Raw genomic sequence first — 17,646 nt, 5'->3', positions numbered from 1 at the left:
TTCGGGGTCAGGCGGCCAGCGGGCCGAGCGCGGTGAAATACGGGTCGAGCAGCCGGCGCGCGGTCGCGGAGTCGAGCAGGTCGCGAACCATGAGGGCCTGGACGGCCCCGCTGAGCAGGTTCCACACCCCGCCCGCGCGGTCGGCGACGGGCACCCCGGAGCGATCCAGTGCCTGCACGAGCAGCAACTGCGCTGCGGCGCCGGAACGGACGCGGCCGGACAGGAAGACCGCCCACGAGGCCGAGTGCACGGCCGGGGCCCAGTCGGACAGCCCGGGGCGGGTGCTGTCGGTGACCTTGTTGAGCCGGCCCGTCTCCGCCGTCGTCAGCGTCCCGACCCGGGCGAGCAGCCGCTGCACGTCCTCGCCCTGCGGCCCGAGGTCGTGCTCACGCTCGGGCAGCGCGCGCATCGCGGCAGTCCACGGGGCGCTCAGCCGGCGCCTGGAGTCGTCCGGCAGCAGCTCGCGCAGGTAAGCGGCCGCGGCGGCGTCGGAGAGCACGCCGGTGGCCTTGCTGGCGACCGGGCTCTGCCGCTGGCGCGGCGTGCGGACATGCGGCGCGGGCATGGTGGCCTGCTGGGCCGGGCGGTTGCCCCAGGTCCAGTCCAGGACGTCGTACCGCAGGCAGTGCAGCAGCCCGTCGAGCGTGCCCAGGGGCGCGCGCTCGATGACGGCCAGGGTGCCGGCGGCGGCGGACGCCCTGCGCTCCTGAGCCGCGGCGTCGACGTCGCGCCACAGGTCCACGCGGTCGAGGTCGTCGTCGGAGCGGGCCGCCGCGATCGCGGGCAGTTCACCCTGCGTAAGGGTCAGGCTGCGAAGCAGTACATCAGCCGCAGCCGATCCGCCCTGCAGACGGGAGAGGTCGAAGCCGAGAACGGGGGCGCTAACCAGGCTGTACATGGCAACTAGTCTGCAACGCACCTGCACCCCGGTCTGTCCACCGAAAGGGCTGGTGGCGACGCCGGGCGGTAGCCCAGCGTCACCACCCACTGTAGCCCGACCGCGGGTCAGAGGTACGCCGTCAGATCCGGAACCGGGCGACGAGCGAGCGCATCTCGCTCGACATTCGGGACAGATCGGAGGCGGCGCGTTGCGCATCGACTACGTTGCGTGACGTATTCTGGGCCGCCGCGGCCACCGTCGAGACGTTCGTGGCGATCTCGGCGGAGCCGGTCGCGGCCTCGCTGACGCTGCGGTTCATCTCGTTCGTCGTGGCCGTCTGCTCCTCCACCGCGGAGGCGATGGTCAGCTGGTAGTCGTTGATCCGAGAGATGATCTGCCCGATCTCGCCGATCGCGGCCACCGCGCCGGTGGTGTCGGCCTGGATCGCCTCGACCCGCCGGGAGATGTCCTCGGTCGCCCGCGCGGTCTCCTGAGCCAGCTCCTTGACCTCGTTCGCCACGACCGCGAAGCCCTTGCCGGCCTCGCCGGCGCGCGCCGCCTCGATGGTGGCGTTGAGCGCCAGCAGGTTGGTCTGCTCGGCGATCGAGGTGATCACCTTGACCACGTTGCCGATCTCGGTCGACGACTCACCCAGCCGGCTGACCGCCTGGTTGGTCGACTCCGCCGCCATGACCGCCTGCGACGCGACCTTCGCCGCCTCGCTGGCGTTCTGCGCGATCTCCCGGATGGACAGCCCCATCTCGTCGGCGCCGGCCGCAACGGTCTGCACATTGCGCGAGACCTCTTCGGCCGCGACCGCGACCACGTTGGCCTGGTCGCTCGCCTCGCCGGTGCCGGAGGCGATCTGCGCGCTGATCCCGGTGAGCTGGTTGGCCGACGTCGCCAGCGAGGTGGCGGTCTGGTCCATCGTCTGCACCGTGTCGCGCATGCTGTCGGTCGCCTTGTTCAGCGCCGCCGCCATCGCGCCGACCTCGTCGGCGGAGCGCACCTCGACCCTGGTGCTCAGGTCGCCGTTCGCCACCGCCGCGAGCACGTCGCAGACCCGCCGCAGCGGCCCGACCACGAGCGCGGTGACCCAGAACCCGATGCCGAAGGCGGCGATGAGCCCGATCACGGCGGCCAGGATCATCAGCATCCGGCTGCTCTTGTAGTCGCTCTCCGCGCTCGCCCGCCACTGCTCGGCCTCGGCGACCTCCCTGGCCTGCATGCGATCGATGGCGTCGATGGCGCTGGTCAGCAGCGGCTGGCCCTTCGTCTCCATGATCTGGACCCACTGGTCGAGACGGCCGGCGGCGAGGGCCTGGGCCGCCTCCCCGTCGCGGATCTGGCCGTACTGCCGCAGCGACTCCTCGACGGTGCTCAGATCGGCGGCGCGGTCGGCCGGGGCGCCCGCGCGGTATCGGCCGATCGCGCCGGTCAGGCTGGCGGTGGCGGCCTTCTGCTGCTCGGGGTTGAACGCGCCGAGGACGCTGGCGATCCCCTGGCGCATGTTCGCCAGCGCCACGAACTGCGTGTTCTTGGCCGTGAACTGCCGCATGGTGTCGTTGGCGCTGCTCAGCGAGTTGAGCCCGGTGAACGTGATGACGAGCGTGACGATGCCGCCGATCGCGATCGCCGCGAGGACCTTGGCCCGGACGCTTCTGTTGGTGAACCAGCTCATGGCCTATTCCTCGCGGTTGACGCCGGATCCGGGCGGGTTGGTGTTGACGGCCTTCGAGGTGTCCAGGGCGAGCATGAGCCGCCCGTCGAGCTTGAACGTGCCCGTGATGAGGTGCCGGGCCCTGCCCTGCAGGGTGTCCGGCGGCGGCTCGAACGTGTCGTCGTGCAGCGTCACGACCTCGCCGATGCGGTCGACGAGCAGCGACACCGACTCCTCGTCGGTCTTGACGATCACGTTCATCGCCGGCTCGGCGCTCTTGGTGCGCGGCGGCAGGCCCAGCTGGACCCGCAGGTCCACCGCGGCGATCACCTGGCCACGCAGGTTGAACAGGCCGCCGACGGACTCCGGGGCGAGGGGCACGGGCGTGTACTGGTCGAAGGAGAGGACCTCCTGGACCTTGGCGACGTCGAGGCCGAAGAGCTGATCGGCGACCTCGAAGGTGGCGTACTGACGGCTGGCCATGGATCAGGCTCCGGCGGGCTGGTAGGAGTTGAAGTCGGCATCAGTGCCGGCCTGGTACGGGTCGTGCTGCTCGTACGGGTCCATCGAGGTGTGGAACAACGGGTCGGCGGCGAGGATGGCCCTCCGCACGTCCAGCAGCTCGGTGACCCGCTGCTGGATGACGGCCGAGCCGAGCAGGCCGTCGTCGCCGAAGTCGCGGCGCGAGTCGTCGAGCCCCTCCTCGACGATGTCGATGATCTTCTCCACCGCGAGCGCCACCGAGCGCCCGTTCTCGGTGTAGACGACCACCGGCACGGTCGGGCCGGGCTCCGTCTCGTAGGCGCCGAGCAGGTGCGACAGGCGCAGCACCGGCAGGATCTGGTCGCGGTACTGCACCACCTCGCGACTGCCGGTGCGCTCGATGCGCTCGACCGGAAACTCCTCGAGCCGGGTGACCATGTCCAGCGGGATGGCCACGCGCCGGCCCCCGACGCCGGCGATCAGCAGCCGATCGGCGTTGTCGCCGCCGCGGCGCACGGTCGTGTCGGTCTCGGCGCGTTCGCCCCCGGCGGCCAGGTGGGCCCGGCGGGCGAGCGAGGCGACGTCGAGGATCAGCGCGACCCGGCCGTCACCGAGCAGGGTGGCACCGGCGTAGACGCCGATGTCCTTGAACCGCGAGGTCAGCGGCTTGACCACGACCTCCTCGGTGTTGCGCACGCGGTCGACGACGAGGCCGAACCGCTTGCCCTCGGCCTGCAGGACCGCGACGTAGACATCGGTGTCGTGCTTGCCGTCGCGGGCCAGGCCGAGCGTGTCGTCGAGGTACACCAGCGGCAGCAGCTTGCCCCGCAGCCGGTAGACGGGCGCGCCCATCGCGTGCTCGACCACCCGGCCCGACTGGCCGTCGAGATAGACCAGCTCGTGCACGGCGACCTGCGGGATGACGTACCGCTCCGCCCCGCACTCGATCGTGAGGGCCTGGATGATGGCCAGCGTCAGCGGGATCGTGAGGCGCCAGGTGGTGCCCTGCCCGACGACGGACTCGACGTCGACGGCGCCGCCGATGCGCTCGATGTTCGTCTTCACCACGTCCATGCCGACGCCGCGGCCGGAGACGTTGGTGACCGCCTTCGCGGTCGAGAAGCCGGGCCGGAAGACCAGGGCGAGGATCTCGCGCCGGTCCATCGCGACGAGCTGGTCGCGCGAGACGAGCCCCTTCTCCACGGCGATCCGGGCGATCTTGTCCGGGTCGATGCCGGCGCCGTCGTCGCGCACCTCCACGATGACGTGGCCGCCCTCGTGGTACGCCCGCAGCGTCAGCACGCCCTCGGCGGGCTTGCCGGTGGCGACGCGATCGTCCGGAGTCTCGATACCGTGGTCGACCGCGTTGCGCACCAGGTGCGTCAGGGGGTCCTTGACCGCCTCCAGCAGCGACCGGTCGAGCTCGGTCTCCTTGCCCTCCTGGGCGAGCCTGATCTGCTTGCCGAAGGTCGAGGAGAGGTCGCGCACGACCCGGGGCAGCTTCGACCACAGGTGGTCGATCGCCTGCATGCGGGTCTTCATCACGGATTCCTGCAGCTCGGAGGTGATGAGGTTGAGCCGCTGGCCGGTGCGGGTCATGGCCGGGTCGGCCACCGAGCCGATCGCCCGGACCAGCTGGTTGCGGGTCAGCACCAGCTCGCCGACGAGGTTCATCAGCTTGTCGAGCAGGTCGACGTCGACGCGGATCGACTGGTCGGCGACGCTGCGCCGGGACACCGCGTCCTCGCCCGGCTCCCCGGCGGCCGGCTTGGCCTCTCCCGGCGCGGCGGGCGCCTTGACCGCAGCGACGGGCGCGGCGGCGGGCGGCCTGACCCCACCGGCGGCCGGGGTAGCGGCGGGTGCCTCGATCCCACCGGCGGGCGCCATGACCCCACCGGCGGGCGCGGCAGCGGCGGGCGCCTCGACCGCGGCGGCTGGGGCGGGTGAAGCCGCAGGGGCAGGCACGGCTTCGGCGGCGGACGCGGTCGGCGCGACGGACGCGGTCGACACGGCAGGGGCGGCAGGCACGGCGGGAGCGGCAGCGGCGGTGGGAGCGGTGGAACCGGTGGGAGCGGTGGGAGCGGTGGCGGCGGTGGGCGCGGGAGCGGCGGGAGTGGACGCGGGCGCGGCGGGAGTGGGCGTCTCGGGCGGTGCGGCGGCAGTGCCGGGCGACGGGGCCGCAGTGCCGGGCGACGGGGCGGCGGAAGACGCGGGCATCTCGACGACCACGACGGCCGGCTCGATCGCGACGGCCTCGGTGACCACCAGCGCGGGCGGGGCCGGCGCGGATGGGGCCGCAGCAGGCGGAGCTGGCGCGGGTGAGGCCGCGGCAGGCGGGGCCGGCGCAGGCGGAGCCGCGGCGAGCGGAGCCGCGGCAGCTGGAGCTACGGCAGCTGGGGCCGCGGACGGCGCGGTGGGAGCCGGCGCCGAGCCGTCGGTGATGCAGGCGTTGACGGCGGCGACCACCTCGGAGTCGTCGCCCGGGAGTTCCTGGCCGTTCTCCTCGATCTCGGACAGCAGCACGCGGACGGTGTCGACCATGCGCAGCAGCGCGTCGGTGGTGGCGGGGGTCATCGCCTGCGCTCCGTCGCGCAGCCGCGACAGCAGCGACTCGCCGACGTGCGTCACGCGCTCGAGGCGGTTGAACGCCAGGAAGCCCGAGGTCCCCTTGATCGTGTGGATCGTCCGGAAGATCGACGAGAGCAGGTCGCGCGAGCCCGGCTTGGCCTCGAGCGCGACGAGGTCGCGGTCCAGTTGATCGAGGTTCTCATGGGACTCCACGAGAAACTCCTGGACGATGTCACCCAAATCGCTCACGGCCAGGCGCTCCTTTCGACCCCGCGCGGGGACACGACACGCATCGGGACGAACCCCGCGGCCCGCACCCACCGGGACAATCGGCACCCACGATGGCCGGTGAAGGAGATTCGGTGCGATTGGGGCGGGCCTGCCATCACGCGGCGGAAGTCCGCTGTCAGGCCAGTTCGGCGGGTCTCGGGCCGCCGTGCGGATCGCGGCGTACGAGCGTGGCCTGGCGAATCAGCCGCCGGGCGGTGGTCAGCCGCGGCTCACACGTCACCAGCGTCAGCAGCGGGCTCGCCCCGGGCGGCGGCGGGTCGAGCACCTCGCGCGCCTCGGGCCGGACCACCTTGGCCTCGATGACGCGGTAGACGAACCAGGTGTCGCGGGTCTCCAGCACCACGGGCGCGCCGATGCCGAGGCGGTCGAGGCTCCAGAAGACGCCGGGCTGCCGGTGCCCGGCGATGCCGGTGTTGCCCGCCGCGCCGATCGGCGCGGTGCCCGGGATGTAGCCCGGGCCGAGCCGCAGATCGGCGTCGTCGGCCCCGTCGACCACGACGAGGTCGAGCCCGAGCGTGGGCAGGTGCAGGCGGGCCAGGGGGGTGCCGTCGCCGGGGTCCGTGGTTCCGCGGGCTCCGCCGAAGGGCATTGCGGCCGGGCCGCGCCCGGCGGCCTCCGGTAGGTCGCTCCCGCGCGCGGCCCACCGCTCGTCGAGGCTCTGCGACAGGCGCTGCTGCGCGCCGCCGGTCTCCCGGGCGCGCCACCACCAGGTCCGCGCGGCCGTCCCGGCCGTGGCCAGCCCGCCGAGCAGCAGCAGTACCGCGACCGCCAGGATCAGCCGCGTCCCGCGATCGCGGCGGAAAGTCATAAATGCCACTATAAGTGGATCAAAGCGCCCGCACGGTGGCCTTCGGCGCGGCTTACACGACCCGCCCGGAGCGCCTCCTTGCACCCCGCGGCGCAACTGGCCTGCACCGCGCGTCCCGGTGAATGAGTGAGTGCGAATCTGGCTGTGGTTCCTCGTGTGCGCCGTGGTGGCGTCGGCGGTCGCCGCCGGCCTCTCGCCCGACGGCGACGGGCTGCCGATGCTCGTGGTGCTGCTCGGCTGCGTCGCCGCCGCCGTCGCCGGGCTGCGCCGCCACCGGCCCGAGCCGGCCGCGGCCTGGTGGCTGCTGCTGGCCGGGGTGTGCGCGTCCGCGGCGAGCACCGTGGCCACCGCGCTGGTGCCGGACGCGCCGTTGGCGGTCCGGTCCGGATGCCTGCTCTGCTACCCGCTGACCGCGGCCGGGCTGTGGCTGCTCGCCCGCCGGCTGCGTCCGTGGACCTCCACGCGGCTGCTGGACGCCGTCATCGTCATGCTGGGCATCGCGCAGCTGACGTGGGCCCTGGTGCTGTACCCCCTGCTGCACCGCGGCGACCTCGACGGCCTGGCCACGATCGGCATCACCGGCCTCGCCGCGGGCCAGTTGCTGCTCGTCGCGCTGCTGCTGCGGGTCGCGTTCGCGGTGAGCGGCGGCGTCGCCGCGCTGCTGACCATCGGCTCGGGCACCACCATGGTGCTCACCGACTCGACGTACGTGGCGATGCTCGTCATCGGCCGCGGCGCCGAGGTGCGCGGCTGGATCACCTCGGCGGGCTGGCTGGCCTGGACGCTCCTGCTCGCGGCCGCGCTGCTGCACCCCGACGTCCGCACCGTCGCGGAGCGGCCGCGTGCGACCGCCGAGGGCCACGGCACCCCCATCGGCGGGTTCATCGCGCTGGCGCTGCTCGGCCCCTGCATGGCCATCGTCGACCTGTTCGTGCGCCGGGGCGTCAACTCGTGGCAGCACGCGCTGGTGCCGACGATCCTGACCGCCGCGCTGATGGTCGCGATGGTGCTGCGCCTCGGCCGCGCGCTGCGCGACCGCGTCCGGCTGCAGCAGGAGCTCGCCTTCCGCGCCCAGCACGACGTGCTCACCGGCCTGGCCAACCGCGAGCTGTTCCGAAGCAGCCTGCAGGCCGGCATCGACGCCTCCGGCGAGGTCGGGCTGCTCATCATCGACCTCGACGGGTTCAAGGACGTCAACGACACCCTCGGTCACCCGGCCGGCGACGAGCTGCTGCTGAGCGCCGCCGCGCGGCTGCGCGCCATCGTGGACCCCGGCTGCCTGCTCGCCCGGCTCGGCGGCGACGAGTTCGCGGTCATCTGCCCGCCGGCCGCGCTCGACGAGCTGTCCGCGGCGCTCGTCCGGGAGCTGGGCCTGCCGTACCGCGTGGCCGGCCGCGAGCAGCGCATCAGCGCGAGCATCGGGGTGTACGCCGGCACCCCCGCGACCACCGGCGAGGCGCTGCAGAGCGCGGACATCGCCCTCTACGCGGCGAAGGACGCCGGCCGCAACCGGGCGATGCGCTACCACCCCGGCCTGCGCGAGGCGCACGTCGCGCACACCATGCTCGCCGACCAGCTGCGCTCGGCCGTCGAGGCCGGCACCGGCTTCGCCATGCACTACCAGCCGGTGGTCGACGTCCACTCGACGCGCGTCACCGCGGTCGAGGCGCTGCTGCGCTTCACCGCCCCGGACGGCACGCCGGTATCGCCGGCTGAGTTCGTGCCCATCGCCGAGGAGATCGGCCTCATCGGCCGGCTCGGCGCCTGGGCGCTCGATCGGGCGTGCACCGACGCGAAGGCGTGGCACGAGGAGCACGGGATCTCGGTCACCGTCAACGTCTCCGGCCGCCAGCTGAGCGACCCGCGGTTCGCCGATGACGTCCTGGCCGTGCTCCGGCGCACCGGCCTGCCCGGCGCCGCGCTGGTGCTGGAGATCACCGAGACCGTCCTGGTGACCGCCTCGATCGAGGAGACGGCCGAGGTGAGCCGCCGCCTGGCCCGCCTGCGCGCGTTCGGCATCCGCATCGCCATCGACGACTTCGGGACCGGGTACTCGTCGCTGGCCTACCTGCGGACGCTGCCGATCGACGTACTCAAGATCGACCGCGCCTTCGTGTCGCGCATCGAGGAGCGTCAGGACAAGGCGCTGTTCCGGGCGGTGGTGGAGCTCGCCCGCAGCATGTACCTCCAGCCGGTCGCCGAGGGCGTGGAGACCGCCGGCCAGGCGAGCGTGCTGCGCGAGCTCGACTGCGGCCTGGCGCAGGGCTTCCTGTTCGCCCGCCCGCTGCCGGCCCCGCGCCTGACCGAGCTGCTGTCGCGGCCCTCGACGACCCCGGCCCTGACCACCTGACCGAAGGCCGGCTGCGGCTGGACCCGGTCAGGTCCGGCCCTCGCGCTCCTGGGCGGTGCGCAGCGTCGAGGAGTGCGGCACCCAGTCGGCGAGGCGCACCGCGTATCCGAGCCCGCGCAGCCGCTCCACCACCTCGGGGTCGTCGTCGACGACGAGCTCGATCGGCGACTCGCGGGAGAGCCGCGCGAGCTCGCGGGACTTGAAGTCGCGCGCGGGCCGGCGGTCGTTGGCCGGCCGCATGAAGAGCAGCTCGGCGGGCAGGCCGGCGGCGCCCAGCCACGCGGCGGTGACGTCACGCAGGTGCTCCGGCCGCCCGGTGAGCCAGACCAGCACGTGGTGCCGCGCGTACTCCCGGGCCAGCTCGACGCCCTCGGCCAGCACAGGGTCGCGGCCGGCCGCGGCGAAGAACCGGTTCCAGTCCTTGGGCCGGCGGTCCAGGTACTTCAGCCGGTGCCGCACGTCGGCGACCACCCCGTCGATGTCGAACACGGCCAGCGAGGACTCCATGCGCCCAGTCTCGCAGGACCGTCGCATCACCCTCGGCCAATAAACCGCGCATAACCGAAATATCGGATTTATCCGTCACGAAGTGGCGGATAAATCCGGCGAAAAGGCGTCGCCGCAACCCCTCGGCAACGGGTGGCGAACCGCGGGTGCACCGCGTTGTCCCGAGCCTGGAGTGGTCCCGGTCCGCCCGACCCGAAGGAGTCCTCGCCGATGCGCGCTTCCCTCCGTGCCACCCTGATCGCGGTCGCGGCCACCGGCGGGCTCGCCGTCTTCGGCACGCCCGCCGTCGCCGCGCCCGAGGGGACGATCCTCGGAGCGAACGAGGCCGGCACGATCCGGGACCGCTACATCGTGGTGTTCAAGGACTCCGCGGCGGCGAGCTCGACCGCGGCGGACGCGAGCCGGCTGGCGGGGCAGTTCGGCGGGCAGGTGCGGCGCTCGTTCAGCAAGACGATCAAGGGCTTCTCGGCCCAGCTCACCGAGCGGGGCGCGCGGCGGCTCGCGGCGAACCCGCTGGTGGACTACGTGCAGCAGGACCGGACGGTGCGGGTGGCGGACACCCAGGCGGACGCGCCGTGGGGGCTGGACCGCATCGACCAGCAGTACCGGCCGCTGGACGGGGCCTACACGTACACGACGACGGCCTCGAACGTCACGACGTACGTGCTCGACACCGGCATCCGCACGACGCACGCGGAGTTCGGCGGGCGGGCCCGCTCGGGGTACGACTTCGTGGACAACGACACCGACGCGAGCGACTGCCACGGCCACGGCACGCACGTCGCCGGGACGATCGGCGGCGCCACGTACGGCGTGGCCAAGGCCGTGTCCCTGGTCGGCGTGCGGGTCCTCGGCTGCGACGGCTCGGGCAGCTACTCCGGCATCATCGCGGGCATCGACTGGATCACCGCGAACGCGCACCGGCCCGCGGTCGTCAACATGAGCCTCGGCGGCGACGCGGACGGCTCCGTGGACCAGGCGGTGCGCAACTCGATCGCGTCCGGCATCACGTTCGCGGTCGCGGCCGGCAACGCGGGCGCCGACGCGTGCGGCGTCTCGCCGGCCCGCACCGCCGAGGCGATCACCGTCGGGGCGACCGACCGCGACGACGCGCGCGCCACGTTCTCCAACTACGGCTCGTGCCTGGACCTCTTCGCCCCGGGCGTGGGGATCACCAGCGCGAGCAACGCCTCCGACACCGGCACCGCGGTGATGAGCGGCACCTCGATGGCCGCACCGCACGTCGCCGGCGCGGCGGCGCTCGTCCTCGCGGCGGACCCGCAGGCGACCCCGGGGCAGGTGCGCGACACGCTCGTCGCCGCCTCGGTCAAGGGCGCCGTCGCCGGCCCGGGCTCGGGCTCGCCGAACCGGCTGCTCGTCACCGTCGGCACGCCGGTCGTCCAGCCGGCGCCGGAGAGCGCGCCGCCCGCGGCACCCGCCGCGAGCCCGGTCGCCGCGCCCGCGGCGACGCCCGTGGCCGCGCCGTGCAACGTGCGGTCCAACGGCACCGACGCGGCGATCCGCGACCGCGGCAGCGCGACGACCGCGGTGACGGTGACCGGCTGCGCCGGCAAGGCCTCGCGCGCCGCCCGGGTCGAGGTCCACGTGGTGCACCCGAAGCGCGGCGACCTGGTCGTCGAGCTGATCGCGCCGAACGGCTCGGCGAAGCGGCTCAAGGCCGCCAACCGGCGCGACCGGGCGGCGAACCTCGACGCGGTGTACACCGTGAACCTGGCCAACCGGCAGCGCACCGGCGTCTGGAAGCTGCGGGTGCGCGACGCCTACCAGGGCGGCGCCGGATACCTGGACGCCTGGACCATCACGCTCTAAATCGATCGCTGTCCAACCACCCCCGCGGCTACCCTCGGCGGACGATGACCAAACGGACCGACCCTCGCCTCGTCCGGCTCGACGAGTCCTGGACCACGCTGCCCAACCCCTACGACGTTCCGGTCGAGATCTGCGCCGGGCCCGGCGTGCCCATCGAGCCGGCCGCGATCGACGAGCTGCTGACCGTGCTCGACACCGCGCGGACCCTGAGCACGCTGGCCGGCGCCATCCCGGGCCTCGCGCGGGAGCCGCGCATCGAGCGGGTGGTGTGCACCCCGGACTTCCACAAGGGCGCCGGCATCCCGATCGGCACCGTCCTGCAGACCTCCGGCGCGCTGATCCCGCAGGCGGTCGGCAACGACATCAACTGTGGCATGCGGGTCGAGGTCACCTCGCTCACGGTCGACCGGGTGCGGCCCCGCCTCGACGAGCTCGAGCGCCGGCTGCGGCACCTGTTCTTCGAGGGCGGGCGGCGCATCGGTCTCACCCCGGCCCAGCGCGAGGGCCTGCTGCGTGCGGGCCTGCCGGGCCTGCTCGCCGAGGGGCCCCTCGGCCCGCACGTGCGCGACGCCGACCGGCTGCACGCGAGCGGGTTCGCCGCGGACTCCGCCGAGGAGTTCCGGGACTGGGTCGGCAGCGGCGGCGGGGTGAGCTACGACAGCATCATCGGCGGGGTCGGCGGGGGCAACCACTTCGCGGAGCTGCAGTACGTCTCGGCAGTGCACGACGGGCCGGCCGCCTACGCGTGGGGCCTCGCGCCCGGGCGGGTGGTGGCGATGGTGCACAGCGGCTCGCTGTCGCTGGGCCACCAGGCCGGCGCGACCGGGCGGGATCTGGCGAAGAAGGCGTGGCCCGCGGGCGTGCCGATGCCCGAGAACCGGATCCTGCCCATGCTGCTGGACGAGCGCACGGAGAAGAGCCGGCGGCGGTACCTCACGGCCTTCGCCAACGCTGCCAACTTCGCGATCGGCAACCGGTACTTCCTCGCGCTCATGCTGCGGGCGGGCCTGACCGCCGCGGTGGGCGAGCTGGACGCCCGGCTGGTGTACGACGCGCCGCACAACCTGCTGTGGCCCGGCGGCGACGCGGGCGATCACCCGGACGGGGTGGTCCTGCACCGCAAGGGCGCCACGCCGGCCGGGACGAGCGCCGATGGGTGGGGCGAGCCGGTCATCGTGCCCGGCTCGATGGGCGCGCCGAGCTACCTGCTGCGCGGCCTGGGCAACGAGCGGGCGCTGGGCAGCGCCTGCCACGGCGCCGGGCGCAGCGTGCCGCGCGGCGCGGCGGCCCGGGGCAGCGACGCCGAGCTCGACGAGTTCCTGCGCGAGTTCCGGGTGGTCACCCCGCTCAACCATCGCGACCCCGCGGTGGCGACGCGCCGCGACATCATCGCCGCGTGGCGGCGCGACCTCAAGCAGGAGGCGCCGTGGGCGTACAAGGAGGTGCGCCCGGTGGTGGAGAGCCTGCGCACCGCGGGCGTCGCCGAGCCGGTGGTCGAGCTGCGCCCCATCCTGACCGTCAAGGGCTGACCCGGCGCTCGACCGTCTGCACCAGGCGGCCGGCGACCGTGGTCAGCGGCAGGTCGAGCCGGCGGGCGGTGCTGCGCAGCACGTCCAGCGCGGCCTCGGCGGAGCAGGCGCGCTGGACCATCATGATGCCGACGGCGCGGTTGACCGTCTCGCCGTCGGCGAGCGCCTCGGTCAGTTCGGCGTGCACGTCCGCGCGGCGGCCGCGGTCGAGCACGGCGGACAGCAGCAGCCCGGCATGCTCGGCGACGAGCATCGCGGTCAGCCCGACGTCGCTGGTGAAGCTCCCGGGCTCAGCGGTGTAGACGGTCAGCGCGCCGATCACGTGCTCGTCGATGTCGACGGGCACGGCCAGCACCGCCTTGACCCCCGCCGCCAGCGCGTGGGGTCGCCACTGCGGCCAGCGGGAGTCGGCCGCCAGGTCGTCGCTGTGGACGAGGTCCCGGGCGCGGATCGCCTCCATGGAGGGGCCGGCGCCGCTGCCGTACTGACTGTCGAGCAGCGACTCCGGCAACCCGGACGATGCCGCCGCCGTGGACGGCCCGCCCGAGCGGACCAGCGTGACCGCGCACCAGGACGCGCCCTCCACCAGGTCGGCGGCCGTCTCGGCGAGGTCCTCCAGTGCCTCGTCGAGGTCGTCGCTGGCGATCAGTCTCGCGGTCAGCTGGCGCAGCACCGCGGCGATCTCCACGGTGTGGAGCTCTGTCACGGCTCCCCTTTCGTCGAACCGGGGGGCCTACTACCCGTCGTGAGGTGATCTCAACCGTCGAGCAGCGCCCTGCGCAGCCCATCCAGGGTCCGGCTGAGCAGCCGCGACACGTGCATCTGGGAGATGCCCAGGTCGGCGGCGATCTGTGCCTGGGTGCGGTTGCCGTAGAAGCGCAGGGACAGGATCCGCCGCTCGCGCTCGGGCAGGCGGGCGATCAGCGGCTTGATCGCCTGCCGGAACTCGACGCCGTCGATGTCGCGGTCGTCGTCGCCGAGCACGTCGGCCAGGGTGCCGGCGTCGTCGTCGCCGCCGAGGGGGGCGAAGAGCGACACCGGGCGGTACGCCGAGGAGGCCACCAGCGCCTCGAGCACCTGCTCCTCGTCGATGCCGAGGTGGCTCGCCACGTCCTTGGGAGTGGGCGAGCGGCCCAGCCGCTGGCCCAGCGAGTCGCGCACGCGGTTGATCTCGATGCGCAGCTCCTGCAGCCGGCGTGGGACGTGCACGCCCCAGCCCTTGTCGCGGAAGTACCGCTTCAGCTCCCCCACGATCGTCGGGGTGGCGTAGCCGCCGAAGTCGGTGCCGTAGTCCGGGTCGAAGCCCTCGATCGCCTTCATCAGCCCGAGCGCGGCGACCTGGCTGAGGTCCGCGGGTGACTCCCCCATGCCGTGGAAGCGGCGGGCCAGCCGGTCGGCCAGCGGCAGGCTGTGCGTGACCGCGCGGTCGCGCAGCGCGCCCCGCCGCGGGTCGGTGCGGTCCATCGCCGCGGCCTGGCGCAGCAGCTCGTTGACCGTGGTCCATTGGCTGGGCGGCTCGGCGTTCTCCGCCTCTTCCCCCTGCCCCGGGGGCGCGCCCGGCGGCGGATCGTCGTACGCGCGTAGTTGCTTCGCCGCGCCGATGATCTCTAGCACATCCAGGACGAGGTCGCTCGCGCCGGGTGCGCGCAGGGCGCCGCCGCGCTCCTGGGCCTCGGACTGGGCGTGCAGCAGCGTGTCCGCCGCGGCGCAGTCCAGCAGGCGCAGCCGGGACAGGTCGACGGTCAGGTTCAGCTGGCCGGCGTCGAGCCGTCGGGAAAGCGCGACCCGCAGGCCGACGCTCGCCGCATAGTCGAGGATTCCGGAGGGACGCAGGACCTCGTCGTCCCCATTCCGCCAGATGTCCAGTGCAGGTACCGAATCCGTAGGCATTGTCTCCATGGCGGAGACTCCCCCTAATCAGTCAGGCGGATTTGCTTTCCGGATCACTGTACGCACCAATTCGCGCCCATTTTCAAAGCGAAAGGATGACTTCCTGGGTGAGCTTTTAAATGCGCAATGTCGCCCAGACCACCTTTCCGTCGGGCACCGGGGTGCACCCCCATGCGTGCGTCAGTGCGCTCACCACCAGCAGCCCACGCCCATCCTCGCGCGGCATGCCGCCGCCCTGCCACTCATCCTTTCTCTCGTCTTTTTCCCGCCCCTCATCCTTTTCCTGCTCCTCGTCCCAGGCCGGTTCGGCCCCATACCCCCGTTCCGCTTCGTAGGCTTCTTCGTAGGCTTTGTGAGCGCGTCCGCCGAGGCGGGGCATGCCGGGGCCATGGTCGCGCACGGACACGTGCAGCAGGCGCCGATCGCGGGCGACGCCGACCTCCATCTCGGTGCCGGCGTGGCGCAGCACGTTGCTCACCAGCTCGGTCACGACCAGCTCGGCGACGTCGCGGACGCGGTCGACGCCCCACCGCACGCAGGCGCGGCCGACCAGATGCCGGGCCGCCGCGGTCGCGTCCAGCATCGGCTGCAGCCGCACGCGCAGCCGCTCGCCCGCGCCGGACGCGTTGGCCAGGGCGGCGTCGGTCGTCGGAAACACCGGTACCAGCCGGGCGACCGCCATCCGGTCCAGCGCCGAGGCCAGCGGCGGGGGCGCGGCCGCCAGCGTCATCGCGCTGCCCGGCCAGGCGGCGGCGTGCTGGGCGAGCGCCGGCAGCACGGTCAGCGCCACGTCGTCGCGGTGGCGCAGGTCGGCGACGTCGAGCACGATCACGGAGGGTTCCGCGGCCAGGCAGGCGAGGACCGCCGAGCGCAACGACGGCGAGCTGTCCACATCCAGCACCCCGTCGAGGCGCACGACCGTGGCATCCCCCCGCCGCTCGACGCGGGCCCGCAGATCTTCCGCCCTCATAGGGTGATGCTCTACCCACCCCCGGCGTTATAAACACCGCGATCCCGGCACCTTCTCGGTGCCGGGATCGCGACGGGTGCGAAAACTCGTGCTTCGCACCGTGGTCCATACGTGGTTCACACCGGGGCGGGCACCTTGGTCGCCTCCCACATTCGCGTGCACATCTGCAGGACGTGGGCGTCGGTCAATGGGGTGAAGTCGCTGTAGTACAGCCCCAGGGCGTGGAACTCGCGCGGGCTGTGAATGTCCAGGACCGCGTCCACGTCGGAGGTGAGCAGGTCGACCGACTCCGCCGCGCACACGGGAGCGGCGAAGACCAGGTGCGCCGGCTTGCCGGCCCGCAGCGCGCGGACCGCGGCCCGGGCGGTCACCCCGGTGGCGAGCCCGTCGTCCACGACCACGACCACGCGCCCGGCAACGTCCGGGGCGGGCCGGGCGCCACGATAGCGCTCCTGGCGCCGGCGCAGCTCGACTCGCTCGCGCTGTACCGCCGGGGACAGGTCGCTGACGCAGAGCCCCGCGGCCGCGACCGCGCTCAGGTCGAACACGGCGGGCCCGTTCTCGGCGATGGCGCCGACCCCGTGGTCCGCCTGCCAGGGCAGGCCGATCTTGCGCGAGATGATCAGGTCGAACTCCGCCTCGATGGCCTCGGCCACCGCGACGCCGACCGGCACCCCACCCCTCGGCAGCGCCAGCACCAGCGGAGCGCGCGTCCGCGCCGCGTCCATGTCCGCGGCGTCGTGCGCGGCGCCCGTTCCGATCTGCCGCAAGTGTTCCGCGACGGCGGTGCCGAGCATGCGTCCCGCGGCCGAACGGTCCGCGAAGCGCTCGTGTTCAGGCGGCCACATGGCCGTAGCCTTCCACTCGGCCGGCGATGCGCCCGGCGTTGCACCCGATCCGCGAATCGATCCGCATCAAGCGGACACCCCCTTCGGTCGGCGCGTTGTTCCGGTGCGTCCGAAACGCCCCGTCCCTGTCGCCGCTCTGCCGCGGCGCCGCGCCCGGTGGGAAGCCTACCCGCCCCTGACCTGCGAAAACTCAGAAATAGCTACTCATGTCTGGGTGATCCGCCGAGTCGGCCCAACCACCGTGAACCCTGCGTCCTGTGCGCCGATTGTTACTGGTTCTTGCGCCCACGGCCCTGGCAGGGAGGCCCGCCAGGGCCGACCGCTGTCTCGCGGGAGGGACGGTCCCCAGGTGACGCGGGCCCGAGTGAAGCATCGCTAGTTCGAAAGGCAACTGATGGTGGCGAGCAGGCTGTTGAGCGGGCGGCCCTTCGTCAGCCGGGAATCGGCCAGCGACAACCCGTGCACCGACGTCGCGTGCGGCGCGTTCGAGCTGTAGAAGACCACCGGCAGATCCGCCGTGGCGCTGTTGTGGCGCAGCAGCGCCAGCAGTTCGTCGCCGTCCGCGCGGGGCAGGTGCAGGTCCAGCACGGCCACGTCGAAGCGGGGATGGTCCGCCGCCACGCTCAGGGCCTCCTGCGGGCTGGCGGCGGAGATCACGTGATGGCCGCCGATCTGCAGTCGGATGGCGGTCGTTTCACGGATCTCCGCGTCGTTGTCGATGAGCAGGACTCGCGCCATGACCGCATGATGCCCTTCCGGAAGGGGTCGCAATCCCCCCATCGGTAGGGTGGCGGCGAAATCAAGCCCGCGGGCGACGCCGGCGCATGACGATCACGAGGACCACGACCGCGATGCCCACGACCACGGCGCAGCAGCAGGCGCCGATCAGGCTGCCGCTGAAGCCGCGGCGACGCCGTTCGAGCTCCAGCCCGGTGTCCAGGGCGTCCAGGGTCGCCGGGCTGAGGTAGCTGTAGACCAGGGCGATGAGTGCGCTCATGGTTTAGACGGTAACCGGGGCTGTCACGCCCCGGT

General features: G+C 73.1%; 15 protein-coding genes. 3 read left to right on the top strand and 12 right to left on the bottom strand.

Going from position 1 to position 17,646, the window contains the following annotated elements; all coding sequences use genetic code 11:
- Positions 1-7: 7 nt before the first annotated feature.
- The 5 genes from ABT297_RS22790 to ABT297_RS22770 form a co-directional block, all read right to left on the bottom strand.
- Positions 8-898: a hypothetical protein gene (locus tag ABT297_RS22790; protein ID WP_350552909.1), complete on the bottom strand. Its 891-nt coding sequence runs from the start codon at positions 896-898 to the stop codon at positions 8-10.
- A gap of 121 nt (positions 899-1,019) precedes the next feature.
- Positions 1,020-2,561 carry a methyl-accepting chemotaxis protein gene (locus ABT297_RS22785; protein ID WP_350552907.1) on the bottom strand — a complete coding sequence of 514 codons (1,542 nt, stop codon included), beginning with the start codon at positions 2,559-2,561 and terminating at the stop codon, positions 1,020-1,022.
- 3 nt (positions 2,562-2,564) lie between these two features.
- Complete coding sequence (locus tag ABT297_RS22780) at positions 2,565-3,023, bottom strand: chemotaxis protein CheW (protein ID WP_350552905.1); 459 nt, start codon at positions 3,021-3,023, stop codon at positions 2,565-2,567.
- 3 nt (positions 3,024-3,026) lie between these two features.
- Positions 3,027-5,840 carry a chemotaxis protein CheW gene (locus ABT297_RS22775; RefSeq protein WP_350552903.1) on the bottom strand — a complete coding sequence of 938 codons (2,814 nt, stop codon included), beginning with the start codon at positions 5,838-5,840 and terminating at the stop codon, positions 3,027-3,029.
- A gap of 157 nt (positions 5,841-5,997) precedes the next feature.
- Complete coding sequence (locus ABT297_RS22770) at positions 5,998-6,690, bottom strand: sortase (RefSeq protein ID WP_350552901.1); 693 nt, start codon at positions 6,688-6,690, stop codon at positions 5,998-6,000.
- Between the two features lie 130 nt (positions 6,691-6,820).
- Between ABT297_RS22770 and ABT297_RS22765 the strand changes: the two genes are divergently transcribed.
- Positions 6,821-9,040, top strand: a complete 2,220-nt coding sequence (locus ABT297_RS22765; RefSeq protein ID WP_350552899.1) for a putative bifunctional diguanylate cyclase/phosphodiesterase — start codon at positions 6,821-6,823, stop codon at positions 9,038-9,040.
- A 27-nt stretch (positions 9,041-9,067) separates the two neighbouring features.
- Here ABT297_RS22765 and ABT297_RS22760 read toward each other — a convergent pair whose 3' ends face one another.
- The gene (locus tag ABT297_RS22760; RefSeq protein WP_350552897.1) at positions 9,068-9,547 is read right to left on the bottom strand and encodes a phosphatase domain-containing protein; all 480 of its coding nucleotides are present in this window, start codon (positions 9,545-9,547) and stop codon (positions 9,068-9,070) included.
- A gap of 210 nt (positions 9,548-9,757) precedes the next feature.
- Here ABT297_RS22760 and ABT297_RS22755 point away from each other — a divergent pair, with 210 nt between their 5' ends.
- Together ABT297_RS22755 and ABT297_RS22750 are read left to right on the top strand one after the other, a co-directional pair.
- Positions 9,758-11,377, top strand: a complete 1,620-nt coding sequence (locus tag ABT297_RS22755; RefSeq protein WP_350552895.1) for a S8 family peptidase — start codon at positions 9,758-9,760, stop codon at positions 11,375-11,377.
- Positions 11,378-11,421: 44 nt separating this feature from the next.
- Positions 11,422-12,906 carry an RtcB family protein gene (locus ABT297_RS22750; protein ID WP_350552893.1) on the top strand — a complete coding sequence of 495 codons (1,485 nt, stop codon included), beginning with the start codon at positions 11,422-11,424 and terminating at the stop codon, positions 12,904-12,906.
- On the opposite strand, the gene ABT297_RS22745 is transcribed toward ABT297_RS22750, so the two are convergent.
- From ABT297_RS22745 to ABT297_RS22720, 6 genes are all read right to left on the bottom strand, one after another.
- Complete coding sequence (locus ABT297_RS22745) at positions 12,896-13,612, bottom strand: GAF and ANTAR domain-containing protein (protein WP_350552891.1); 717 nt, start codon at positions 13,610-13,612, stop codon at positions 12,896-12,898. The genes ABT297_RS22750 and ABT297_RS22745 overlap by 11 nt on opposite strands.
- 50 nt (positions 13,613-13,662) lie before the next feature.
- Positions 13,663-14,805 carry a SigB/SigF/SigG family RNA polymerase sigma factor gene (locus ABT297_RS22740; RefSeq protein ID WP_350552889.1) on the bottom strand — a complete coding sequence of 381 codons (1,143 nt, stop codon included), beginning with the start codon at positions 14,803-14,805 and terminating at the stop codon, positions 13,663-13,665.
- 106 nt (positions 14,806-14,911) lie between these two features.
- A complete protein-coding gene (locus ABT297_RS22735; protein ID WP_350552887.1) occupies positions 14,912-15,766 on the bottom strand; it encodes an ATP-binding protein in 855 nt (284 codons plus the stop codon).
- A 116-nt stretch (positions 15,767-15,882) separates the two neighbouring features.
- Positions 15,883-16,614, bottom strand: coding sequence for a phosphoribosyltransferase (locus tag ABT297_RS22730; RefSeq protein ID WP_350552885.1), 732 nt, complete (start codon positions 16,612-16,614; stop codon positions 15,883-15,885).
- 375 nt (positions 16,615-16,989) lie between these two features.
- Positions 16,990-17,352 (bottom strand): response regulator, encoded by a 363-nt coding sequence (locus tag ABT297_RS22725; protein ID WP_350552883.1) that lies wholly within the window; start codon positions 17,350-17,352, stop codon positions 16,990-16,992.
- Positions 17,353-17,413: 61 nt separating this feature from the next.
- Positions 17,414-17,611, bottom strand: coding sequence for a hypothetical protein (locus ABT297_RS22720; RefSeq protein WP_350552881.1), 198 nt, complete (start codon positions 17,609-17,611; stop codon positions 17,414-17,416).
- Positions 17,612-17,646: the final 35 nt, after the last annotated feature.

It is taken from the genome of Dactylosporangium sp. NPDC000555, assembly GCF_040300025.1.
Classification (GTDB): Bacteria; Actinomycetota; Actinomycetes; order Mycobacteriales; family Micromonosporaceae; genus Dactylosporangium.
The sequence above is the reverse complement of the archived record's forward strand: the minus strand, read 5'-3'. Positions and strand labels throughout refer to the sequence as shown.